General features: G+C 57.3%; 21 protein-coding genes. 7 read left to right on the top strand and 14 right to left on the bottom strand.

Annotated features, from left to right (window positions below):
- The first annotated feature begins 228 nt into the window (after positions 1-228).
- From QMZ18_RS34345 to QMZ18_RS34335, 3 genes are all read left to right on the top strand, one after another.
- Positions 229-861 (top strand): tyrosine-type recombinase/integrase, encoded by a 633-nt coding sequence (locus QMZ18_RS34345; protein ID WP_282610965.1) that lies wholly within the window; start codon positions 229-231, stop codon positions 859-861.
- Positions 862-1,689: 828 nt separating this feature from the next.
- The gene (locus QMZ18_RS34340) at positions 1,690-2,673 is read left to right on the top strand and encodes a carbohydrate kinase family protein (RefSeq protein ID WP_282610964.1); all 984 of its coding nucleotides are present in this window, start codon (positions 1,690-1,692) and stop codon (positions 2,671-2,673) included.
- A gap of 16 nt (positions 2,674-2,689) precedes the next feature.
- Positions 2,690-5,029 carry a glycoside hydrolase family 65 protein gene (locus QMZ18_RS34335; RefSeq protein WP_282610963.1) on the top strand — a complete coding sequence of 780 codons (2,340 nt, stop codon included), beginning with the start codon at positions 2,690-2,692 and terminating at the stop codon, positions 5,027-5,029.
- Between the two features lie 27 nt (positions 5,030-5,056).
- Here the strand turns inward: QMZ18_RS34335 and QMZ18_RS34330 are convergent, their stop codons facing one another.
- The gene (locus tag QMZ18_RS34330; protein ID WP_282610962.1) at positions 5,057-6,208 is read right to left on the bottom strand and encodes a sugar-binding domain-containing protein; all 1,152 of its coding nucleotides are present in this window, start codon (positions 6,206-6,208) and stop codon (positions 5,057-5,059) included.
- Between the two features lie 42 nt (positions 6,209-6,250).
- Here QMZ18_RS34330 and QMZ18_RS34325 point away from each other — a divergent pair, with 42 nt between their 5' ends.
- The 4 genes from QMZ18_RS34325 to QMZ18_RS34310 all read left to right on the top strand — a co-directional run bounded on the left by QMZ18_RS34325 (position 6,251) and on the right by QMZ18_RS34310 (position 10,982).
- Positions 6,251-7,066, top strand: coding sequence for an HAD family phosphatase (locus tag QMZ18_RS34325; protein WP_282610961.1), 816 nt, complete (start codon positions 6,251-6,253; stop codon positions 7,064-7,066).
- A gap of 664 nt (positions 7,067-7,730) precedes the next feature.
- Entirely contained in the window at positions 7,731-9,323 is a 1,593-nt protein-coding gene (locus tag QMZ18_RS34320) for a solute:sodium symporter family transporter (RefSeq protein WP_282610960.1), read from the top strand.
- A gap of 379 nt (positions 9,324-9,702) precedes the next feature.
- On the top strand, positions 9,703-10,410 hold the full coding sequence (locus tag QMZ18_RS34315; RefSeq protein ID WP_282610959.1) for a Crp/Fnr family transcriptional regulator: 708 nt from the start codon (positions 9,703-9,705) through the stop codon (positions 10,408-10,410).
- Entirely contained in the window at positions 10,407-10,982 is a 576-nt protein-coding gene (locus tag QMZ18_RS34310) for a DUF4202 domain-containing protein (RefSeq protein WP_282610958.1), read from the top strand. The genes QMZ18_RS34315 and QMZ18_RS34310 overlap by 4 nt, the downstream gene beginning before the upstream one ends.
- Positions 10,983-10,987: 5 nt before the next feature.
- Here the strand turns inward: QMZ18_RS34310 and QMZ18_RS34305 are convergent, their stop codons facing one another.
- The 13 genes from QMZ18_RS34305 to QMZ18_RS34245 form a co-directional block, all read right to left on the bottom strand.
- The gene (locus tag QMZ18_RS34305; protein WP_282610957.1) at positions 10,988-11,209 is read right to left on the bottom strand and encodes a hypothetical protein; all 222 of its coding nucleotides are present in this window, start codon (positions 11,207-11,209) and stop codon (positions 10,988-10,990) included.
- A 53-nt stretch (positions 11,210-11,262) separates the two neighbouring features.
- Positions 11,263-11,820, bottom strand: a complete 558-nt coding sequence (locus QMZ18_RS34300) for a cytochrome c oxidase subunit 3 (RefSeq protein ID WP_282610956.1) — start codon at positions 11,818-11,820, stop codon at positions 11,263-11,265.
- Entirely contained in the window at positions 11,817-13,760 is a 1,944-nt protein-coding gene (locus QMZ18_RS34295; protein WP_282610955.1) for a nitric oxide reductase activation protein NorD, read from the bottom strand. Before QMZ18_RS34295 ends, QMZ18_RS34300 begins: the two co-directional genes overlap by 4 nt.
- A gap of 8 nt (positions 13,761-13,768) precedes the next feature.
- Positions 13,769-14,590 (bottom strand): CbbQ/NirQ/NorQ/GpvN family protein, encoded by an 822-nt coding sequence (locus tag QMZ18_RS34290; protein WP_282610954.1) that lies wholly within the window; start codon positions 14,588-14,590, stop codon positions 13,769-13,771.
- 5 nt (positions 14,591-14,595) lie between these two features.
- Positions 14,596-15,966 (bottom strand): cbb3-type cytochrome c oxidase subunit I, encoded by a 1,371-nt coding sequence (locus QMZ18_RS34285; RefSeq protein WP_282610953.1) that lies wholly within the window; start codon positions 15,964-15,966, stop codon positions 14,596-14,598.
- A gap of 13 nt (positions 15,967-15,979) precedes the next feature.
- A complete protein-coding gene (locus QMZ18_RS34280; protein ID WP_282610952.1) occupies positions 15,980-16,432 on the bottom strand; it encodes a cytochrome c in 453 nt (150 codons plus the stop codon).
- A gap of 126 nt (positions 16,433-16,558) precedes the next feature.
- Entirely contained in the window at positions 16,559-17,074 is a 516-nt protein-coding gene (locus tag QMZ18_RS34275) for a hypothetical protein (RefSeq protein WP_282610951.1), read from the bottom strand.
- Entirely contained in the window at positions 17,043-17,426 is a 384-nt protein-coding gene (locus QMZ18_RS34270; RefSeq protein WP_282610950.1) for a cytochrome c family protein, read from the bottom strand. Before QMZ18_RS34270 ends, QMZ18_RS34275 begins: the two co-directional genes overlap by 32 nt.
- Positions 17,427-17,451: 25 nt before the next feature.
- Complete coding sequence (locus QMZ18_RS34265; RefSeq protein ID WP_282610949.1) at positions 17,452-18,387, bottom strand: FAD:protein FMN transferase; 936 nt, start codon at positions 18,385-18,387, stop codon at positions 17,452-17,454.
- Positions 18,384-18,929 carry a nitrous oxide reductase accessory protein NosL gene (locus QMZ18_RS34260; RefSeq protein ID WP_282610948.1) on the bottom strand — a complete coding sequence of 182 codons (546 nt, stop codon included), beginning with the start codon at positions 18,927-18,929 and terminating at the stop codon, positions 18,384-18,386. The genes QMZ18_RS34265 and QMZ18_RS34260 overlap by 4 nt, the downstream gene beginning before the upstream one ends.
- Positions 18,926-19,750: an ABC transporter permease gene (locus QMZ18_RS34255; protein WP_282610947.1), complete on the bottom strand. Its 825-nt coding sequence runs from the start codon at positions 19,748-19,750 to the stop codon at positions 18,926-18,928. Before QMZ18_RS34255 ends, QMZ18_RS34260 begins: the two co-directional genes overlap by 4 nt.
- Positions 19,747-20,649 carry an ABC transporter ATP-binding protein gene (locus QMZ18_RS34250; protein ID WP_282610946.1) on the bottom strand — a complete coding sequence of 301 codons (903 nt, stop codon included), beginning with the start codon at positions 20,647-20,649 and terminating at the stop codon, positions 19,747-19,749. The genes QMZ18_RS34255 and QMZ18_RS34250 overlap by 4 nt, the downstream gene beginning before the upstream one ends.
- Positions 20,646-21,908 (bottom strand): nitrous oxide reductase family maturation protein NosD, encoded by a 1,263-nt coding sequence (locus QMZ18_RS34245; protein WP_282610945.1) that lies wholly within the window; start codon positions 21,906-21,908, stop codon positions 20,646-20,648. The genes QMZ18_RS34250 and QMZ18_RS34245 overlap by 4 nt, the downstream gene beginning before the upstream one ends.
- Positions 21,909-21,910 lie beyond the last annotated feature (2 nt).

Here is a 21,910-nt window from a genome sequence, read left to right as displayed (position 1 = left end):
TACCCCTGCTGCTTTCCAGGTAAAAGCAGCGGCCCAAAAGACCAAGTGCAGTCTTACGTCAAAAACTGCTTGGCGCCTCTTCGCCGCACCTGATGGATCGCCATTCTGGAACGAGATTCCGTCCATCATCCAGGTTGTCCGCGGATGGATTACTCTAAAATGCACTATAGTCAGCTCGCAACCTCGGGTTAGCGATGTGGCAGGGCGTGGCGGAATGTAGGATACGCCATGCAAATTACAAATCTGCCTGCAATTCGCCCGCAACGACCAGCCTGGAACAGAGGCCGCATCGTCGGCCAGAAACGCCCACTCCTGCAAAAGCACGTTTGGGCCATCCGTGTGCGTCTGGAGATCGCAGAAAACCGACGAGACCTTGCCCTCTTTAACACCGCCATCGACAGCAAGTTAAGGGGTTGCGATCTCGTTCGTCTCAAGGTCACCGATGTTTACGCCGCTGGCCAAGTCAAAGAGCGAACGTCGATTCTGCAATATAAGACGCAGAAGCCTGTGCGCTTCGAGCTTACGGAAGGTACTAGAAAGTCCCTCGAGGACTGGTTGGATGACCAAAGGATGATTGGACAGGAGCATCTGTGGCCGGGCCGATTTCATGACACTCTACATATCTCGACACGGCAGTACGCCCGGCGGGTGCGAGACTGGGTTCAATCGATCGGCCTTGGCCCAAGTGCTTACGGTACGCATTCGATGCGCAGAACTAAGGTCGCCCAGATCTATCGAAAGACGGAGAATCTTCGAGCCGTCCAGTTGTTACTCGGCCACACGAAGATGGACAGCACTGTGAGATATCTTGGCGTCGAACTTGAGGACGCACTCGCAATCGCGGATGCTGTCGAGATCTGAGTTGACGGGCCGACCTTAAGTCGCCCCGTAGCGGTAATGCGGCGGCGCGGAGAAAGACCAGTTTTGGGGACGTCTGAATGTCCGCTTTCAACTTTACTGTATGACTGGCTCGCACATGTAGCGAACTTCCGCTTCCCGCCCGAGTTTCGAGATCAGCGCACCGCACCGGAGGACTTGAAGGGGCTCAAAGTGGTCGTTCGCTGCAGCGTCAACGAACGACCGCTTGTCGTGGTTTGAGAACTCTACGGCCGTTGTTGGAGTGTCAGTGGTGAAGTAGTTCCGCTTCGGCGATGAGCATTGCTGGGAGCAAAGGCGAGCTTGGGGAAGGGCTCCGAGACCAAAGGTGCATGATGACGTTGGAATTCAGGCAATCGCAGAAAACAGGTTTCGTAAGTATCGTTGGTATCCTGCCCCCGCAACCAAACACAAGCAAAATCAATAAATACACAAACCCCGCATAAACGCGGGGCGATCGCCGTGCAGGTCAGGCCAAATAACCGTATGCTCACAGCATGACCGGTCGGATCAGGTGGTTGAGATCGCCTCTGTTTCAAGTCGGGATCGATCGTTTGCTGAAAGCGCACTCTTCATCATTCCACCTCTGCGCGGGTTCGGCATGAATATGCTGAATTGATATTTTTATGGATATGAGCCAGGGCGGAAAGTATCGTTCTGCAAAACGGATCTGAAATATCGCCGCGATGCAAAATCAGGGAAAAGCTCTAGATAGATGTGCCGGCACGGGGAGGGTGTGACGAAACGCGATCTACACAACTCCGTGGCAGAAAAATGCGTCCGCAAAGGGCCGATTGCAGGACAGGCAAAGACATGCTGGAAAAAATGAATGTAGCCGTTGTCGGCCCAATCCCGCGTGACCGGATCACGACTCATCATGGAGAAACTGTAGAGAAATATGGCTGTGCCCTTTATACGGCTGCCGTTCTCTCGACGCTTGCGCCCATTGGTTCGACGATCACGCCCATAAGTCATGTGCGATACGTGGATCTCGAGAAAATCCGAAGTCTGCTATCCGGGTTTCCGCATATGGATGTCAGTCGTGTTACGGCTGAGGCCGACCAGGGAGACGTCATCAATCTGACCTATGTGGATCAAAACAAGCGTATCGAGAAACAGACCGGTTTCATGAACCCGGTTCTGCCGGAGGACCTCCAGGGGCTGATGCACTGCGACGCCTTCGTCTTCGTTCCCATCACTGATTTCGAAGTTCCACTCGAAACACTCCGGTACATTAAGACGAACAGCGGTGGTGTGATTGTTTTCGACGCCCACGGCCCGACGAGTGGCTGTTCGCAACATGGTGACCGGTTTCATAAGTTCTGGGTCGACCGAGATCGCTGGTTGCCCTACATCGATCTGCTCAAAATGAACCTGGAAGAGGCGAGCTGCAGTTGGTTTTCCGGCGAGTATGAACCCGGTCGTCTGGAGGCCGTCGGCGAGTTGACGATGGACGAATTGCCTAAGTTCGCCCGGCACTGCCTCGATGGTGGCGTGAAGGCACTTTACGTCACGCTCGATCAGCATGGTTGTGTGGTTTACTTCAAAGACAATAACGGCCGAATGCAGGAGCACCTGGTTAAACGCGTCCCTGTCGAGCATGTCGTCGACACGACCGGGTGTGGTGACTCCTTTGCCGGCGGCCTTGCCTTTGGATACCTCAAGACCAGCGATTATGTGCAGGCCTGCCAATACGGCAATGCCGCGGGCGCTCAGCGCTGCAGCAGTAATGAGTTGGCCGTCTATCGGAACCTCGAAGAAACCGAACGCCAGATTGCCGAAACCTACGGCAAGTAAGAAACGGGACCAAGCCATGCGAGCGCAATTGAGCAGTGACGACTGGCTGGTAGAGGAAACGGGGTTCGATCCCGAAAAAGCCAACTTTCACGAGACGATCTTTACGATCGGAAATGGGTATCAGGGAACACGCGGCTCGCTGGAAGAAGGGCATAAGGGCGAATTGTCCGGAACCTATCTCGCCGGTGTCTACGATCATCACGACTCATCGGTGATCGACCTCGTAAACGCTCCCTCCTGGTTGCCGTTATCCGTAACTGTGGACGGCTGTCACCTCGATGTTCGGAACTGCAAAGTTGTCGAGCACAGCCGCGCCTTGGACCTGCGGCAAGGCCTGCTCTACCGAAATACGCTTCTGGAAGATGGTGAAGGCCGACGTACCCGGTTAGAGAGCTTGCGGTTCTGTAGTTTCGCCGATCAGCATCTCTGTGGCATTCGGCTTGAGATTACCCTTGAGAACTATGATGCAACTCTCTCAGTCGAGAGTGCGATCGAGGGCGAGAGATACAATCTGGATCGCTTGCCGGTCTACACGGAGGCGATGGATTTCCACAGTGAAGTGAAGTGGGAAAAATGGGCCAAGAGTCGCCACCAAAAGGTCATGGCCGGAATTGCCAACCAAGAGCTGGCTTATCTTGAGACGGTGACCCTTGATAGCGAAATTTCGATCGGATGCGCTGCCGCTCTGGACTTTTCGGGAGACGGCACACCTGGTCGCGGTTTGCGCAAATATGAGTATGTGGCGCAGACTCTTGAGGTCGAAGGCAAGCGCGGCCAGATATGCAGGTTTGACAAGTTAGCCGCTATTTTTACCTCCCGCGATCTAAGCAGAACGAAGCTACAGGGCGCTTGTTTGGCCAAGCTGGAAACGGCGCGGGGAAAAGGCTTCGACGATTGTCTAAACGACAGCGTCAAAGCTTGGCTCTGGAAATGGGATGATAGCGACTGCGTCATCGTTGGTGATGTCGAGGCAACCCGGGCTGCGCGTTTTAACATCTATCACCTGCTGATCGCTGCCAATGAAAAGGACCCGCGAGTCAACATCGGCGCGAAGTCGATGTCAGGAGAAGGTTATAAAGGGCACGTCTTCTGGGATACCGAGATATTTCTCCTGCCCTTTTACATCTACACACAACCCGAGACCGCAAAAGCCCTCCTAGGATACCGCTATCACACTCTGCCCGGTGCGATACAAAATGCCCGGGATAACGGCTTCGCAGGCGCACAGTACGCCTGGGAGTCAGCAGACACTGGTGCAGAAACTACGCCGAAGTGGACTGCCGAGGGTGCGCACCGTATCTGGACAGGTGAAGAGGAGATCCACGTTACCGCCGACGTTGCTTACGGTGTTCTGACTTACGTTGCTGCGACCGGCGATTGGGATTTCATGTGCAGGTACGGGGCTGAAATTCTCTTTCAGACAAGCCGCTTCTGGGTTAGCCGTCTGGAGTTCAACGATGCTGATGGCTGTTACGAATTAAATCGTGTAATCGGCCCGGACGAATTCCACGAGCATGTCGACGACAACACCTTCACCAACCGGATGGCGCAGTGGCATCTTATGCAGGCGGCAGAGACCTATTCGAAGCTCTTGGTTCGAAACACGGAAGCCTTTTCTGCCCTGGTAGCGAAACTCGGTCTGTGCAAGTCAGAGGTCGATCATTGGTGCAAGGTTGCGGGATTGATTCGCATCCCTTTCGATCCAGCTCGAAATCTCATTGAGCAGTTTGCCGGGTACTTCCAACTCGAAGATCTCCCGATTGCAGAATGGGACGAGAACGGGATGCCGCGCTATCCAGCCGGCCATGACCATTTCACGCTGAATAACACGATGCTGTTGAAGCAACCGGATGTGGTCATGCTCACTTATCTGTTGCCGGATGAATTCACCGCCGAAGAAAAACGAGCGAACTTCGAATTCTATGAGGCCAGGACAATGCACAAGTCATCCTTAAGCCCAGCGATACATGCGATCATGGGAATCGAGGTTGGCGACATGTCGTCGGCTCACCGCTACTTCGCCCGCTCGGCTTTCGTGGACCTCGTGAACAATCAGGGGAACACGCAGGATGGAATCCATATCGCTTCGGCAGGTGGAACATGGCAGTCATTGGTGTGCGGGTTCGGCGGGTTCCGTGTGCATCAGGGGAGAATGACTTTCAAGCCCTGGCTTCCAAAGCATTGGAAGGAGCTTTGCTTCAAAATCCGATGGAAAGGCCACCGGCTCAAGGTCTCGATCGCTCATGAACAGGCCCGGTTCCTCCTTGCGTCAAGCCCGGATCACAAAGAAACAATTGAGGTTTCAAGTCAGACTATGACGCTGATAGGGGGACAGGAAAGAGTCGTGTCTCTTTGATCTGTCGAATGGATGCTTGACCGCGACCTATGCCAGCTCGTTGGTAATAAGCTGTTCCAGCTTGTCGGCGGCGTCGGTGTCGAGGATCAATTCGTTGGTCAACTCGTTGCGAACGACCTCAAAGAGCATCTCGCCCCTCTGTGCGCCAAGCGCCACCACGATCACGCCAGTATGCGACGAGGCGCCCGCCGCACGTTCAGCGATTGCTTTGACATGCTCGATTTTTATACCTGTCCACATCGCATTGAGTTCGGTCACCAGGCGCGTTTCGTTTTCCCGCAATGTTGGTTTCGGAATGAGAATGCCACCAAGATCGCCAACCACCAATTCGCGTAAACGTTTTTCTGCGATTCCGCCTGCCAGTACGAGTTCAGCGGTACTGCCAAGAACAGGTGCCCGAGAGGACCCGACGCTTGTGATCAGGGTATCCATCTGATCCACCAGTGGTTCGGAACCCGTGAAGACCCTGCCGTAATTGGGAGAGTCCGAAACGAACCGCCTGATCGAGGCTTGCGCTTCTTCGTCGTAGTGGCGCGGGATGTAAGCCGGAAAGCCCGTCATCTGGATTGGATCGCCGCGTCCGTGGTTATAAGCGTCGTCAAGCAGTTCCGCGAGACGACTCGACGAATAGCCCTTTTGGATCAGGGCCACCAATTCAGCGCACACCGGAACAAACTGAACGCTATTGTCATCATGATTGACTCTACGCATCGATGCGAGCCCATCCACCAGCGCCCGGATCGTCCGCCCCCACGCGACGCCGACCACCTGTGCCCCCTGTAGGAGCTCGTCAAGCCGTCCGGACGCGGTACGCGCAAAGCGATTGCGGCGAATGCGCATGGCGTCCGGCGTGGTACCCGGACCGCTGTCGAATACCCGGACGCTGGGAATACGCACACCGGTAGCGCTTGCGAAGTCTTCCAGCGCGCGACTCAAGCCTGGCGGCGACAACAACTCGCTCATCTCCCGGAGCGTTTCGGGCGGGATCTTGTCCTCATCGAGATGCTGTTCGATGACCAGGTAGCGTTTCTTTTCCGCGTGCGTGAGCAGTCGCGAGACATGCGACTGCGATAAGCCGCCCAGCGCACGGCCGATCTCCGTCTGAGACATGTTATGTCGCGCGCGCAGATAGGCGACCCGCTGGGCGCGCTCGTCTAGGGATAGATCTTTGATTTTCATCGCTCTCTCGATCACCGAGTCGGAAAAATCAACCTATCTCAATTGGATAGCTTCATCAAAATATTTATGCGAGATTTTTATGCATATTCTGTTTCTTTGACGGCTTGTTGCGGCGCCGGTATTTTTTGTATGGCGTTGGGATGCGAACCAGCGGCTGATTTCCCCCTCAGAGAAGGTTTATGCCAAATGGCTCTCAAAGGTCTTATCTTTGATCTGGATGGTGTCCTCGTTGACACTGTGCCGGCACATTTCTCGGCTTGGCAACGTATGTTTGAAGAGTACGGTTATCCGTTCGGGCCGAGGGAATATCGCGAGCAGGTTGACGGGCTTCGAAGGTTGGAGGGAGCGCAGGCTGTCATGCGCGATGCGCCCCCGGAAAAGGTGACCCAGGCTGCGGAACTCAAAAATCAGTATTATCTTGAGCTCATCGAACAAGGGTGTTTCAAAACCTTTGAAACGTCGGTTCGGTTCATTCGGCAGTGCGAAGCACGTGGCCTTTTGCTCGCAGCGGCATCAAGTAGCGTGAACGTCCGCTACATTTTGAAAAAGGCGGGAATCTCGGATGCGTTCGCCGTGGTCATCGGAGGTGACGATGTTAAAAAAGGTAAACCGGACGCGGAAATATTTCTCAGTGCCGCCGAAAAGCTTGGTCTATCGGTTCCAGAATGCGTTGTTTTCGAGGACGCGGCTTCCGGCGTTCTAGCTGCGAAGCGTGGGGGTTTCTACTGTGTCGGCGTTGACGACAATCGTGACTCGGGCAATTTGGAGCTCGCCGATGAAATCGTCACGGACCTAGGAATGATCGATATTGACAGCTTCCAAAACCGCATTGACCGGCTTTCTGTACCGCGGAATTGACGCGATACCCGACCATGAATGAGGCATTTCAGCTCTGACTGTTTAAGACAGCGACATTATCGATGTGCGTCCAGGACGTGTGATATCTCGCGTATTGAGGTGCGCGGGATGTTGAGGGTTTCGTATGCGCAAATTGTGCGCCAATGTTGATGGAGTCTACATGCCGCGTCAGGTTCGAACTTCCGATTCCGATACTGAATGCTGTGACCGGAGAGATCCGGATCGCATCCGGAGACTCATTACGTTTAACGGAAGTTTGCTTCCCTGCTGGAGCCGGCACAAAGAAACCAGCGCGGCAGTGGCGCTAAACTGTCTGTGCTCTGAAGAGGCCATCGACGAGCGAACCCGATCTGAAATCGCTCGTTGTGAGCGACCAGTTTTCTCTTGCTCGGTTCATGACGGTGAAGGCATTCGACAATCAATGTCTTTGTCCAGCCGGCGCTGTCGTTCAAGCGTGAATTAGAATTCAACCGATTGAGACAGATTGAGTTTTTCTTCCAAAAACCACGCCGTCCGACGCGGTTAAGCGAGCGGCGGCATAAGTACATCGGCTGCATACTTATGCTGCATCAACATTCATATGGACATTAATGCGGTTGCGATCCAATACGATTAAAGAAATCCCGTATGGGAGATAAAAAATGTCGAGGGGAGTGATCACGCCATGAGTGTTCTCACGGTAGTAACGTTCGTCGGATTTACGGCGCTGGTTGGTATTTTATCGTATTTTTGGACGAAAGGTACTGACGAAGAGCATTCGGATGGCTACTTCCTTGGCGGCCGATCGTTGACAGCGCCGGTGATCGCGGGGTCCCTGCTTCTCACGAATCTCTCGACCGAGCAAATTGTAGGCTTGACCGGTCAAGCCTACAACGAGGGCCTTGTCGTGATGGCCTGGGAAACGCTGGCTGCGATCGCGATGGTGGTTACCGCCCTGTTTTTGCTTCCGAGATACCTTAAAGGCGGCATTTCGACCATTCCGCAATTTTTGCACGACCGTTACGACCGGCAAGTCAGGACCATTACCTCAGCATTGTTTCTCTCGGGGTACGTGATCGTGCTTTTGCCCATAGTTCTCTATTCAGGCTCGCTGGCGCTCAGTTCGATATTCAACGTGCCGGAAGCACTCGGCGTAAGTGATACCACGGCGCTATGGTTGACGGTTTGGGCGGTTGGGATCATTGGCTCAATCTACGCCATTTTCGGCGGACTCAAGGCTGTCGCCGTATCCGACACGATCAATGCCGTTGGCCTTTTCACCGGCGGACTGCTGGTGCCCGCCTTCGGTCTCGCCTATATCGGCGACGGTAGTATTCTCGACGGTCTTTCGTCGCTGGTCGAAAACAACCCAGACAAGTTCATAGCAGCAGGCGGATCTCAATCGTCGATCCCTCTGGCGACCATTTTCACAGGAATGATGCTCGTACAGCTGTTCTATTGGGGGACCAACCAGGCGATCATTCAGCGCGCTTTTGCTGCGACCAACCTGAAGGAGGGGCAGAAGGGTCTGCTACTTGCAGCATGCCTGAAAATTGCCGGTCCTTTGATTGTCGTCCTGCCCGGCATCATTGCCTACCAGATCTTCGAAGGAGGACTTGAGGTCGCCGATACCGCTTACCCAAAACTGGTTTCGACGGTTCTCCCAAATTGGCTGCTCGGGTTCTTTGCCGCGGTTTTGTTCGGTGCGATCCTCAGTTCGTTCAATTCCGCGCTCAACAGCTCGGTCACACTCTTTGGTGTCGATATCTATCGAGCGCATATCAAGCACGATGCCACCGACACTGAGACGGTGCGTGCCGGCAAGAAGTTCGGAGTTTTGCTTGCGCTTCTCTCGATGTTCGTCGCGCCTTTCATCGCCAACGCGCCGAGTGGTTTGTTTGGGTATCTTCAAGAGGTCAACGGTGCCTACTCGATCCCGATCCTGACGATCGTTGTCGTGGGTTATCTCACCAAGTACGTCCCGGCGCGGGCGGCGAAGATAGCTCTCGCTTCGGGCGTTGGCCTCTACATCTTCAGCCAGTTTATTTTGAAACCTCTGATCGGCGCCGACGGATACCCGCATTTTCTGCACGTCATGGCGATACTGTTCGTGCTGAACACGCTGATCATGCTGGCGATCGGCCGCTCAAGCCCGCGCGAGGAACCCTTCGTGCTGAAAGATACGGGCGCGGTTGACCTGGCCGGATGGTCGCTCGCGAAGCCCGCCGGTATGGTTATCGTCGTTGTGGTCGTTTCGACCTACATTGTGTTCGTATGATGTAAGGCTGCGGACTGCACTCAAGGGGTTTTGCGGATTGGTAGACCTCGAAATAGAATGGGTCGAATTGCCCAGCCAGTCCCTGCTCGTGCGATTTTATCCTCGGCCGAGAATAAATGGCATCATTTCACGCACGGCTTTGATTTCGCGATAATGCAAAAAAACACTGCTCTGGGAGGTAAAATGATCGCGAACGCGCGGAAAGGGTCCGTGGCAGCTCAAACAGCAGTACTCAGACTGGAGAGCCACATAAATTTCGCCCGTAATACCGAATTTCGCCCGTAACTCCAATGTTTTTTCGACGCTCAGTTGACACACCTCAATGAGGTAAGCTGTGCCTTAAGATAGGATTGTCTCACACTGACATACGGGGTGAGTTATGCAGCGATACGATGATGGCCGGATCGCAAGGGGATCCGTACTTTTAGCCAGCGTTCCAGAGGATGTTGCCGAGACGATTCTGTCGCGCTCAGAGATCAGGAACTATGATCGCGGCGCCACGATATTTTTGCAGGGCGAGCCCGCGGATCATGTCTTCATTGTTCTGGAGGGTTGGGTAAAGCTCTTCAGAGTGTCTCAAAATGGTGCCGAAGCGGTGGTTGGCGTCTTTACAAAGGGGCGGAGTTTCGGCGAGGCCGTCGCGTTCCGAAATGACGTTTACCCGGTGGCCGCCGAGGCTGTGACCGACTGTCGTGTGATGCAGGTCCGCGCTTCCATCATCCTGGATATGATGAGATCGCGGCCAGAGGTTTGCACCGCAATTTTGGCTTCGACCTTCAAGCACCTTCATGCCCTCGTCGGTCAGATCGAGCAACTGACCGCGCAAACCGGTGCGCAGAGGGTGGCGGAATTCCTGCTCGAACTGTGCCCAGTACCGGAGGGGCCTTGTGCGGTCACACTACCCTACGACAAGGTGCTGATAGCCGGCCGGCTTGGCATGAAACCGGAAAGCTTGTCGCGTGCTTTTGCCCGTTTGCGAGGAACAGGTGTGAAGATCACTCAGAACCATGCCGCCATTTCAGATGTGGCGCGCCTTCGCGCCTACGTCGAGGAAGATCGTGCAACGGCCTGGAGCCGTGCACAGTGACGAAACGACTCACAGCAGTTTTCAGTGCCATTGACGATGCAAACTCGGCCGACCCCACTCTGGAAGAAGACGGAGCAGACCTGCGGCCAGCAGCGCTTCTCTACGGCCGTCGGATGTCTTCGGAGTTGGGGCGGATCTGCCCACAAGCCTCGGAAGTCTTGCAAGTTGCCGCACGTGGTCAGCACATCGAACGCTGGAAAACACCGCGTGACGCCTATCCAGAGGGCCGCGCGGGTTATTTTGCCTGGCGTAAGGCACAAGCTGCTGGTCATGGTGCCCGCCTGGCCGGACTTATGGCTGCGGCCGGATACCATGGCGATGAACGCGCCCGGGTCGTAAGCCTGCTAAAAAAGGAGAATCTTAAGGGCGATTCCGAGGTTCAAATGCTCGAAGACGTGATCTGCTTGGTGTTCCTGCGCTGGTACTTCGCCGCTTTCGCTGAAGGCCGGGAATCCGAGCAAATTTTCCGTATTGTTTCAAAGACGGCCCGCAAGATGTCGGCTGAAGGACGGGCACGCGTTGCAGCGGAATTCGATTTACCTGAGGAGCTGGCGCCGGCGCTGGCCGTCTGACCGCATCACAGGTTGGGGATTACGTAAAGGGACAGGAGCAGCAGCATGTAGCCGCCGATCACGAGCTTGAAACCGCGATACCAAAACGGCGCTGCGGACAGACCCAGATATTGAGCGAGAACGACCCTCGCTTTCAGGTACGCCAGGAGAAGAATCACGCTGCCAGCGAAAGGACCGGCCAGCCCGGCAGAAACCGAGAAGGCGGCAACCGTGCTGGCAAGGCTCATGATCAAGAGCCAAGCCCAACTCCTTATGAGTCTGTCGTGCAATAGCGACATCGTCACCTCAACAGATAGATTACGGGAAACAGCAGAATCCAGATCAGATCGACCATGTGCCAAAAGGCCGTGCCGGTTTCCAAATTGCGTGGGCTGTCCTGCCAGGCGATCAGACCCAAAATTACGATGCCGGCCACGACATGCGCCGCATGAAATCCCGTTAGCAGGTAGTAGAAGGTGAAGAAGGGATGAGTTTCGGTGCCGATCCCGGCGGCCACCTTATCGATGTATTCAATCGCTTTGACCCAAAGAAAGAGGCAACCGAGGGCCCCGGCTGCCGCGAGCCAGAGCCGGGCTGCCCGGCGTTCGCCTGCACGGCGTTGCCGATTGGCCAGCGCTGCGCAAAGCCCGCTGGTTACCAAGACAGCTGTGTTGAGTCCGCCCGCAGCACGGTCCAGGTGATCTTGCGCTGCGGCGAAACCTGGTGAGTCGCCGATGCGTACGGCCAGAAAGGCGGCGAGACCGGCACCGAAAACCAGCAGTTCGCTGACGATTAGCACCCACATCATCAGATCGCCCGGCAACTCAGCCAGGAGATCGTCTTCGTGCGTTTCGGTCATGCCCCGACCAGATGCCGGTAGACTTCCGGTAGAGCCGATGTCAGCCGGTCTGGATCAGGAATGACGGCGAAACCGCCTCGCCCGAAGATCCGCGAAAACCAGGACTTGCCCTTGGCATCCACGGTCACGCCGAACACCGCCTGCCCGGCGCGGCGCGCTTCACGGATCGCCATACGGCTATCTTCAATGCCGTGCTGTCCTTCGTAGTGGTCCAGGTCATTGGGCTTGCCGTCGGTGATTACCAGCAGCAACCGGCGCTGGCGGGATTGTTTGGCAAGATCCGCCGAGACATGGCGGACGGCTGCGCCGAGCCGCGTGTAGAAACCCGGCCGCAGGCCCGCAATCCGCGCTTCGATATTCGCACTCATGGGATCGCTGAAATCCTTGCAGCGCCGCAGATAGACCCTGTCCCGGCGCAGCGAGGAAAAGGCGTGGATCGCGCAGTCGTCGCCGCAGGCCGTCAGGCCCCAGGCGAGGGCGGTCAGAGCCTCGCGCTCAATATCGATGACCGCGCGTCCGGTGACAGCGCTTTCGGTGGAGCGGGAAACATCGAGCAGAATTGAGACGGCCAGATCCCGGGCTTCCGGGCGGGTGGCGCGCCAGATCCGGTTCGAACCCCGGCCCGTGGCGCGCAGCTCGACCTGCGCGCGCACCGCCGCCTCGAGGTCCAGGTCGTCGCCATCCGGCTGGGCAGGTAAAACGATGCGGCGCGGGCGCAGAGCTTCGAACTGGCGCTTGACCGCGCGGATACGCCGTTGCGCGCGGGGGTCCTCGGCAAAGGATGCGGGCTCGCTGCTAGGTGGCGCATCGCTGGCCAGAACACGGCAATGATCTGCCAGGTAACTGCCGCTGCGCGTGTCCCATTCCGGATAGATGAACTTGCCCGAAAGGCGTTCAATGTTCACGTCTTCAGGGGCCAGATCGAGATGCAGCTTCAGCCGTGTCGCGGGCGCCTTGGAAATCTGACCGAGGCCAATCTCATCCTGGTCGTCGAGGGCTTTTTTCGCGCTGTCCAGGTCGTCGTCTTCGACCCGGCGATTGAGATTAAGAAACTCGGCCCAAGCCAGAACGGCTTCAAAGCGGTGTAGGATAAGGCTGTCCCGGCGCTCGGCCTGATCGGCTTTTTTGCGGCGGGCGCGGAAAGTACCTTCGCGGCCTTCCTGCGGCGGACCTTCCGTCTCAGGTGTCACCAACTCCGTGCGTTCGGAACGAACCAGCGGACGAAGATCGGGCCAGAGCGGGACCGGCATGTAGGGGCGGTAACCGCGCGGGGCCTGATAACCCGAGAGGTCCGCATCAGCCTGACGCAGCGCCGGCAGCAGTTGCGCGGCCCGCGCGTCGAGGTCTACTTCGCCGCCGAGCAAGGCCTCGATGACCGCTTCCACTGCTGCTTCCCAGGGCGGCAGGTTCCGGTCTTTGCGCAGACTCAGGCAGGCCCGCGCCAGATCATTGTAAAGGGGGCGCAGCCCGTCGCAATCCGCCAGGGTGTCGCGCGTCATCTTTTGGGCAGCGGCCAGAGACCGAAGATCCGTGCACAGCGGATCTTGTTCGGTAATGGGGGCAGGCGCATGGGCGGCGCAGGCGGTCAGCCAGAAATAGAGGGAGAGGTTGGCTTCGCGTTGGGGAAAATCGGCGATCCGGGCGGGCAGGCGCAGGGCTTCACCATCGAAGCTGGACCTGAAGACCCGGTCTTCAGTGGCGCCGAAGCGGCGGCGCAAAGAAAGCCGGTGCCGGCTGGATTCCGGCGCAACCGGCTTGATCTCGACTGAGTTTGCTCCGCCCAGTCCACGAAAAAATACTGCCAGCCGCCCGCCGACCTCGTCGAGGCCGACCGCGGCTCCCTCATGCACCTCCGGCGCATCCAGGCGGCTGGCGAATGCGTGCCACAGTTTCCCGACCGATTCCTCGGGTTCCCATGGCTCGAAGGCGATTCCGGTCATCGCGTACCTCACCCAAAGACGGCGGTGACCAGATCCAGGAGCCCGCGTTTTACATCCTCGTCGTCCGTTAAGGGTTCGATCATGGCTGCCAGAATTGCCCGCTCAACCGGCATACCCTGATGAATGAGAGTCGCGCAGTAGACCAGCAGGCGCGTGGAGACACCTTCCTCCAGGTCCTGACCTCTCAGTCCACGCAGCTTCCCGGCAAGGCGCACCAGCGGTGCAACCCGCTCGGCGCTCAGACCGCTCTCCGCCGCGACAATCGCGATTTCCTGCTCCGGTGCCGGGAAATCGAATTCGACCGACAGAAAACGCTGCCGTGTGGAAGGCTTCAGTGTCTTCAGAATGTTCTGATAGCCGGGGTTATAGGAGGCCACAAGCATAAAGCCCGAGGCGGCTTCCAACTCCTCGCCGGTACGATCGATCGGCAGAATCCGCCGGTCGTCGGTCAGCGGATGAAGCACAACCGTCACATCCTTGCGGGCTTCCACCACCTCGTCGAGGTAGCAGATGGCACCGGCGCGAACGGCACGTGTGAGGGGCCCGTCGACCCAGACCGTCTCACCACCTTTAAGCAGATAGCGCCCGATCAGATCGGCAGCCGAGAGATCGTCATGACAGGCGACCGTATAAAGCGGCCGCTTGAGCTGCGCGGCCATATACGCCACGAATCGGGTTTTGCCGCAGCCGGTCGGTCCTTTAAGCAGCAGAGGCAGGCCGTTGTTGTGCGCCGCCGCGAAAATTTCGCATTCGTCGCTTTGAGGCAGGTAGAAGGGGGCGGCTGCCCCCTCCTTTTTCGTGGATCCGTCAATCATTTTGGATCCTTCCATGGCCCTTACTCCGCGGCAGCCTGTTGAACATGACCGGGTTCGATCACTTCTTTACGGGGCACCAGCACCGCGTAGATGAAGATCAAGGCCCCGAGTACCACGGCGATACCTGAACCGAAGCGCATCATGTAGAAGATCGCGACCTGATCCTGAACATCCATGAAGTTCTCACCCATGACCCGTTGCAGGTGGGTCTGAATGATTCCGGCGAAGGTCAGCACAAAGGTCATGAAGGTCATGCCCCCGGCCATAAGCCAGAAAGACGCCATATTGAGAACCTGATTGTAGGGATCCCGGTTCTTCAGGATCGGGAAGGCGTAGGTGAAGACAGCCAGGTTCAGGGAGACATAGGCTCCAAAGAAGGCAAGATGGCCATGAGCCGCTGTGATCTGTGTGCCGTGGGTGTAGTAATTCACCCCGTGCAGCGTATGCAGGAAGCCCCAGACACCGGCACCGAAGAAGGCCAGCACCGCACAGCCGAGTGCCCACAAGAGCGCCGCTTTGTTAGGATGATCGCGCCGTCCTTTCCAGACCATGACGAAGGCAAAGGCCATCATGCCGAAGAAAGGAATGACTTCGAGCGACGAGAAGATCGAACCGATCCATTGCCAGTACCCGGGAGTTCCGATCCAGTAGTAGTGGTGGCCGGTTCCCAGAATGCCGCTGAAAAGCGCTGTCGCGACGATGACGTAGAGCCATTTCTCGACGATCTCGCGGTCCACGCCGGTGAGTTTCAGCATCAGGAAGGCCAGGATGGAGGCCATGATCAGTTCCCAAACGCCTTCGACCCAAAGATGGATCACGTACCACCAGTACTGCTTGTCGAGCGCAAGGTTCGATGGATTGTAGAAGGCAAAGAGGAACAGAAGCGCCAGGCCCCAGAGACCGATCAGCAATACGTTGGTGATGGCGGTCTTCTTACCCTTCAAAATCGTCATGCTGATGTTGTAAAGGAAGATCAGCGCGGCAACGACGATGCCGACTTTGACCCAGACCGGCTGCTCGAGAAACTCGCGTCCCTCCTTGCCGAGCAGAAAGTTGCCCTCGAAGAGGTTGAAAATGTAGGTCACGACGACGCCCAGAGTACCGACGACCATAATTATCAGCGTCAGATAAGCCAGCAGGGGCGAGTGAATCTCCTGTTCGGACTCTTCCGGGATCAGGAAGTACGCGCCGCCCATGAAGCCAAGAAGCAGCCAGACGACCAAGCTGTTGGTGTGCAGCATGCGCACGATGTTGAAGGGCAGGAGTTCGCTCAATGTGTTGGGGGCAACATAGATCCAGCCGGCAAGAAGGCCGCCGGAAACTTGCACCGCGAAGAGCGCCATTGCGACCAGGAAGTACGCTTGCGCAATTTTTTGCGTTTGATATTTCATTGGGTGAGTCTCCTTAACCCGCGTCGTTCGGTGGCCAGTCCTGCGTGCGGATCGTATTGGTCCAAAGCAGGAAATCTGCCAGGTTGCGGACCTCGTCATCTGTCAGGTTAAATTGCGGCATCTGACGCCGCCCTTCGATGCCGGTGGGCTGTCCGTCCATCCAGGCCTTCAGCGTCTCGAACGCAGCCTCGGGGTCATCCTGCACGCCCCAGCGTGTCATCACGTTGCCGACCTCAGGTGCGAAGTAGGCACCCTCACCGAGAATGGTGTGGCAGTTGATGCAGGCTTTCTCTTCCCAGACGTGTTTCCCCATAGCTACGCTATCGCTCAGGGTCGCTTTGTTGGTCGAGGTTTCGACGATATAAATGTGGCTGTGGATCGAGAGGCCCACGAAGATGACGATAAAAAATAACGACCCGCCGTAAAAGATATTCCGGGCCATAGACTTGGTCATGACTTCGCGCATCGCGCTCTCCCTCTGAGAGTCGTTTCCAGTGTCGGGAGCATGACGGGAGAGCTCTGTTCCGACCTTAACGAAAGTCAAGCAGGCGAGACTCTCTTCGTATTTGCGTAAACTTTACAAAAGCAGCGTTCAGCGTGCGCCTTGCAGGATGGCGCCCAATGCGTCGGTCATCTCTGCAGCTTCGCCTTCACTCAGGCGCGCGTGGCCCTGAAGGAATGATGCGATGTCAATTTCGGAGTAGCGCCCGGTCAGCCGTCCGTCTCGAAGAATAAGCTGTGAGAGAGCGAGCTTGCGAGCCGTGTCGTGGCAGAAGAGACAGCGTTCCTGATACGCGCCTTCGGATTCGATCTGGCGCATGAACACTTCGATAAAGAGCAGGGTCTCCTCGGGCGACAGGCCACCGGCGTGCTTCTTAAGAAAGGGCGCTATGTCCCGTCCGCTTGCCCCACGCAGAACGCCATCCACAATGGTCAACTGCTCGCGTGCAAAATCGCCGGCATGGTTATGGCATTCCATGCACCGCGTTTCGAAGATCTCGTGAAAATCGGCGCCGGCCACTGGGTTCATAAAGATGAGCGACAGCAGCACGGCACCGCAAAGTGTTTTCAGGGTGTTACTCGAACGTCTTGAGGTAGGCGATGACATTTATGCGATCCGCTTCCTTGCGCAGGCCGGCAAAGCTCATCTTAGTGCCCGGTGTGTGCTTCTTGGGTTTGATCAGGTAGGCGTCCAGTTCGGCTTCGCTCCAAACCAGGCCTTCGCCTTTTTTCGCAATAAAGGCCTTGGAGTACTTGAAACCTTCGACCGAGGCGATCTCGGCGTCGATTATTCCGTTGAGCGGTGGCCCGACCTTATTCTTTGCGCCTTCGCCCACCGCGTGACAGGCCTTGCATTTGTTAAACACCTTTTTGCCTTTCGCAAGGTCGGGTTCGGCGAAGGCAGGAGCCGCCAGGACGGCCAGCAGAGCGGTCAGGGCAGCGGTTTTCAAGATCATCATGACATCTCCCATTCAGGTCTTCAGATCAGACAAGAGCTTCAAGTTTGGCGCCGGGCTGTGTAGCCAGCACCCGTTCAATGCTTGCGCGAGACAACAGGCAGCAAGCGGTCGAGAGCCCATCTGCGATTGCTGCACGTTCGGCGGACACCGAGACGAGATTCCAGCTATCGGCGATCTGGCCGTTTCGCGGGTCAAGAATGTGTCCGACACGCCCTTTGCGATCGAGCAGAGTGCCTCGCGGTGCGGAGGTGGCAAGGGCGCGATCTTCCAAGGGAAGCTGGCGCAGGACCTCATTGCCTGGTGCTGCAATTCCTACCTGCCAGGGGCGTCCGTCGGGATGCCTGCCCACCGCGGCAATTTCCCCCATATCGATCAGCACCTGGCGTAGGCCTTGCGCGCGCAACAAGGCTGCCACCTTGTCGGCGATGTAACCTTGGGCAATCCCGTTAAAGGTAAGTCCCATGCCGGCGCGCTCGAAACTTATTGATTTTGCGCTGTAGCGAAGCCGGGCCCAGCCGGTGCGTTGCTGAACTTGGGAAAGCTCTTTCTGGCTGGGCTTTTTCCCCTCTGCTGCACGTTGCGCATAGAGATGCCATAACGGCTGCACGGTAGGATCGAACGCTCTTTCTGTGACCCGATACAGAGTGTCCGACTGACTCAAGACCTCAAGCAGCTCGGCGGGTGGTGCCTCAAGCACGCCGGTACGATTCAAGCGAACCAATGCTGACTCTTCCTGGTAGAGGCTGAAAATGCTTTCCAGGCGTGCGACCTCCGACTGTACAGCCGAAAAAATATCTTGGGCGGCGGCAGCTTCCAAGCCTGCCAGAGTCATCGATGCCTTCGCGCCGAGGGCCGTTCCGCGCCACTTTGCTGTTGGAATTTCGGCAAGCGCGGAGGGCGGCAAGGCAACTGCTGCGGCAGAAATGCTCAGGAAGCGGCGACGGGATAGCTTTGGTTTCATTCCACTCTCTCCCTTTGGGCCTCATTCTCGCCGGGCAGAGCGAAATCGACGGCGTTCAAAACTGCTTCGCTTGGAATTTCATCCAGCGACATGACAGTTCCTCCACGGTGCTCTGCAAAATCCTTGGCAGCCGTAACGCTGCCGAAGGGGGCAATTTCGGGCGCGCCCATTCCGCCCTTGATATCCGCGCCGACCACAAAGGCGGCTGATCGCGCTGCAACCCAATTGGCCGAGCCGGGTTTTTCCCAGCTTTCCGCCTTCGCCATATCGCTGACGTAGACGATCGTGATAGGGGCGTCGCGTTCGGGACTGTGCAGATACGCCAGCGCATCGCGAACCTGGGCGAAGAAGATGGGTTCAGAGAGGCCTTCCAGGTGTATCTGAGCCTTAGGACCTCCATGGTCCGCCACCCACATCTGGCAGTAATGGCTGAGTGCATTCTCGGTCAGCGCGACCGGGTCGGGAATCACCGCAACTTCTTCACGGCAGGCCGCCAGTGCGATTGGCGCTAGGAGGACAGAGAGAAGGAAACGACGTCTCATGGTTCGACTCTCCCAAAGGCACCGCGGGCCAAAGCCAGGGCCAGCGGCGGCCATAAAATAAGCGATGCCGGTGCGACCCAGGCGGGGAGCGCGTTTGCGGCGCCGGTCATACCGGTTGCAAGGGCCACGCCCTCAGCAGCGGCGACATTCCAAAGGCGGAAGGCATCGGCGGGGTTGAGGGCGAGCAGCCAGGGAAAAACCGAGCGGGTGAAGAAACCTCCATCATCGTAGACAATCGCGCCCAGAAGACTGAGGTCGTAGAGCACCACAAAGATGAGCCAAAGTCCCGCTGCCAGGCCCGCCGCGCCGGCGGCGCTGCCGGCCAGGGCCGATACCATGTAGCCCAGCGCGAGAAAGGCGCCGCCCAGCAGGACGGACGTTCCGATCAGCCTAATCAATGCAACGATGCTCTCGATTCCGGCACCTCCGCTAAGCGCTGCGGCGATGCCGGCGATACCGAAGCCAGTCGTCATTGCAAAGGCAAGCGTGCCCAGGTGCGCCAAGAACTTGCCTATCAACAGCTCGCCGCGGGATACGGGATAGGTCAGCATCAAAGCGAGCCCGCCGCGCTCGACGTCACCGGCGATGGCATCAAATGCCATCATCAATGCCAGCAGGGGCGCCAGATATACCGAGAGCGTGGTCATGGAGGCGACAGAGACGGTAAGCAAGTCAACCCCTAGCGCACCGGTCGGTGCGGCCCCGGCAAAGGTCAGCGCCAGTGCGAATAACGTCATGATCATGCTGGCCGTTAGGACCCAGAGATTGCGTCGGGAGATGCGGAGTTCGGTTGCCGACACTGCTAGAATGCGGTTAATCACGGCCGATCCTTCCCTGAAAAATGCCGATAGAGATCTTCAAGGCTTGGCGGAGTCATCTCGAGGTCCCCGACGAGGCCGCCGAGAGCGGCAATTCTCGTCAGGCGGTCCATCTTTTCATCGGGATGGCAAATCAGCTCAACCGAAGCGCCGTTAACTCGCGCGCCGCCAAGGCGTGCGTGAATTTCAGCTGCGGCATCACCTTTCGCTGTCAGCCGCAACCGGATTGGCAGTTCTGCCCGCCGGCTCAAATGCGCCAGTGTGTCATCGGCGACCAGCTCTCCTTTGCGCAGGATCGCAATGCGGTCGGTCCGGGCTTCGACCTCGGTCAAGGCATGAGACGATATCAGCAGCGCCGTTCCCTGAGCCGCCATCTCGTCGATGATGCTGTAGAGATCATGGCGGGAAATTGGATCCAGCCCGCTCGCAGGTTCGTCAAGCAAGGCGAGGCGTGGGCGCCCCAACAGGACTTGGGCAAGGCCCAGGCGTTGGCGCATGCCCTTCGACCAGGTGCCAATGCGACGGTCCGCTGCTTCGTCAAGTCCGACCCGCTCCAGCAGTGCGTTGACGACGTGGGTTGGTTCGCCGGCGAGCCGTGCAAACAGCTTAAGTTGCTCCCGGCCATTGAGTGCAGGGTGGAAAGCGACGGCTTCAGGCAGGTAGGCAACAGCTCTTCTTGCTTCCACCGAACCTGGTGCCAAACCGGCCACGGATATTTCGCCGGAGCTGGCGGTAGTTAGTCCCAAAATCAGTTTCATCAGCGTCGTCTTGCCTGCACCGTTATGGCCCAGTAGTGCGACCCGCTCGCCTGGTCTGACACTGAGACTAATGGCTTTGAGCACATCGCTATTGCCATAGCGTTTGCAGAGTTTTTCGACCTGCAGGACAGCGTCTTTACTCATGACGCACCTCTGAATGCGGGAATTGGGATCTCTACAGGCTGCATCTGGGGGCGGCTGTCCACGACTCCGCCGGGCAGCAGTGCAGGGAAGGCCGATTGCGACCAACGCACAAGCTGTACCGCAGGCGTGCCCAGCAGGAGTTTTGCTGCCGGTTGGGTCCAGAGGATATGGTCCATACGGTCGTTAGGCCGATAGGGGGTATCCGCGATGCCGTCACTGTTGAGATCGTAGGCGGCAAAATCGCTCCAGTGATTGCCGCGCCCACCTGCTGACCAGTCGAGCCAGCGGGAGCCGACATATTTCACCTGTGTGCGGTTGCCGATGAAAGCATTCCCGGTGATCTCATTGCGCTCGGAGCCTGCAGTGAAATGAATGCCGGTCGCACAACGCTCAAAGCGGTTGCCGACAATCCGGTTCTTATGGGCGTTGTAGAGAAAAGCGCAGCGATTGCCGCCGTCGCGAACTAAGTTTCCTCTGACTTCAGAACTATTGGCGTAGTTCAGCATGACACCGTGCTCGGCGTCTCCAATGGAGATGTTGTCTATGATCTTCACACGTTTGGAGAACATCACCGCATAACCGAGATCGTTCCCGATCGAGATATTGCCGGTGACTTCGCTGTCGTTGGCATGCATGTAGTGGATCGCGAAGCGCAGTTCGCGGAAGCGGTTGTTTTTGAAGATATTTTCGCGCGAAGTATTGACAAAGATGCCGTCTCGGCCCCAGCGGACATCGTTGCCTTCGACCCTGGCGCCAGGAGCGTTCCACACATAGACGCCGTTGCCGCGATCGTTGACCCGGTGATCCCGGCGGCCTTCGATTACGTTGTTCGCGACCAGGGCATCTTGTGCGCCGTGGATGTCAACGCCGTAGAGATTGCCCAGTAAGCGGTTGCCTTCGACCACGGCACGCAGAGCAGTTTTTCCGAGACTCACGCCCGCATCAATAGTTTCGTGCGAGGAGCCGGAACCTTGGATGACCAAGCCGCGCACGACCGCATCGGGTGCGGTGATAACTATAACGCTGCCTTGACCTTCGCCATCAATCACCGCTTGACCGCTGCCTTCCAGAGTAAGGGGGCGTTCAATGACGATGGATCCCGAATGCAGGCCTGGCGCAAGCCGGAGGACGTCGCCGTCCTCAGCCCGCGCCAGTTCCCGCGTCAGAGCTCCGGGCTCAGCCGGCACCAATCGCTCCGCTGCCTCTAGGGGCGACAGCAGGCAAAACGACAGTGCGAGGATGAGCTCGAGGCGTTTCATGG

This window comes from Pelagibius sp. Alg239-R121, from assembly GCF_947331435.1.
In the GTDB taxonomy this organism is placed as follows: Bacteria; Pseudomonadota; Alphaproteobacteria; order Kiloniellales; family Kiloniellaceae; genus Denitrobaculum.
This window is presented reverse-complemented; position numbering and strand designations above follow the sequence as displayed.

Coding starts and splice junctions, on each gene's coding strand:
- QMZ18_RS34345 (WP_282610965.1), top strand. CDS start 229: ATGCAAATTACAAATCTGCCTGCAATTCGCCCGCAACGACCAGCCTGG.
- QMZ18_RS34340 (WP_282610964.1), top strand. CDS start 1,690: ATGCTGGAAAAAATGAATGTAGCCGTTGTCGGCCCAATCCCGCGTGAC.
- QMZ18_RS34335 (WP_282610963.1), top strand. CDS start 2,690: ATGCGAGCGCAATTGAGCAGTGACGACTGGCTGGTAGAGGAAACGGGG.
- QMZ18_RS34330 (WP_282610962.1), bottom strand. CDS start 6,208: ATGAAAATCAAAGATCTATCCCTAGACGAGCGCGCCCAGCGGGTCGCC.
- QMZ18_RS34320 (WP_282610960.1), top strand. CDS start 7,731: ATGAGTGTTCTCACGGTAGTAACGTTCGTCGGATTTACGGCGCTGGTT.
- QMZ18_RS34315 (WP_282610959.1), top strand. CDS start 9,703: ATGCAGCGATACGATGATGGCCGGATCGCAAGGGGATCCGTACTTTTA.
- QMZ18_RS34305 (WP_282610957.1), bottom strand. CDS start 11,209: ATGAGCCTTGCCAGCACGGTTGCCGCCTTCTCGGTTTCTGCCGGGCTG.
- QMZ18_RS34300 (WP_282610956.1), bottom strand. CDS start 11,820: ATGACCGAAACGCACGAAGACGATCTCCTGGCTGAGTTGCCGGGCGAT.
- QMZ18_RS34295 (WP_282610955.1), bottom strand. CDS start 13,760: ATGACCGGAATCGCCTTCGAGCCATGGGAACCCGAGGAATCGGTCGGG.
- QMZ18_RS34290 (WP_282610954.1), bottom strand. CDS start 14,590: ATGGAAGGATCCAAAATGATTGACGGATCCACGAAAAAGGAGGGGGCA.
- QMZ18_RS34285 (WP_282610953.1), bottom strand. CDS start 15,966: ATGAAATATCAAACGCAAAAAATTGCGCAAGCGTACTTCCTGGTCGCA.
- QMZ18_RS34280 (WP_282610952.1), bottom strand. CDS start 16,432: ATGCGCGAAGTCATGACCAAGTCTATGGCCCGGAATATCTTTTACGGC.
- QMZ18_RS34275 (WP_282610951.1), bottom strand. CDS start 17,074: ATGTCATCGCCTACCTCAAGACGTTCGAGTAACACCCTGAAAACACTT.
- QMZ18_RS34270 (WP_282610950.1), bottom strand. CDS start 17,426: ATGATGATCTTGAAAACCGCTGCCCTGACCGCTCTGCTGGCCGTCCTG.
- QMZ18_RS34265 (WP_282610949.1), bottom strand. CDS start 18,387: ATGAAACCAAAGCTATCCCGTCGCCGCTTCCTGAGCATTTCTGCCGCA.
- QMZ18_RS34260 (WP_282610948.1), bottom strand. CDS start 18,929: ATGAGACGTCGTTTCCTTCTCTCTGTCCTCCTAGCGCCAATCGCACTG.
- QMZ18_RS34250 (WP_282610946.1), bottom strand. CDS start 20,649: ATGAGTAAAGACGCTGTCCTGCAGGTCGAAAAACTCTGCAAACGCTAT.
- QMZ18_RS34245 (WP_282610945.1), bottom strand. CDS start 21,908: ATGAAACGCCTCGAGCTCATCCTCGCACTGTCGTTTTGCCTGCTGTCG.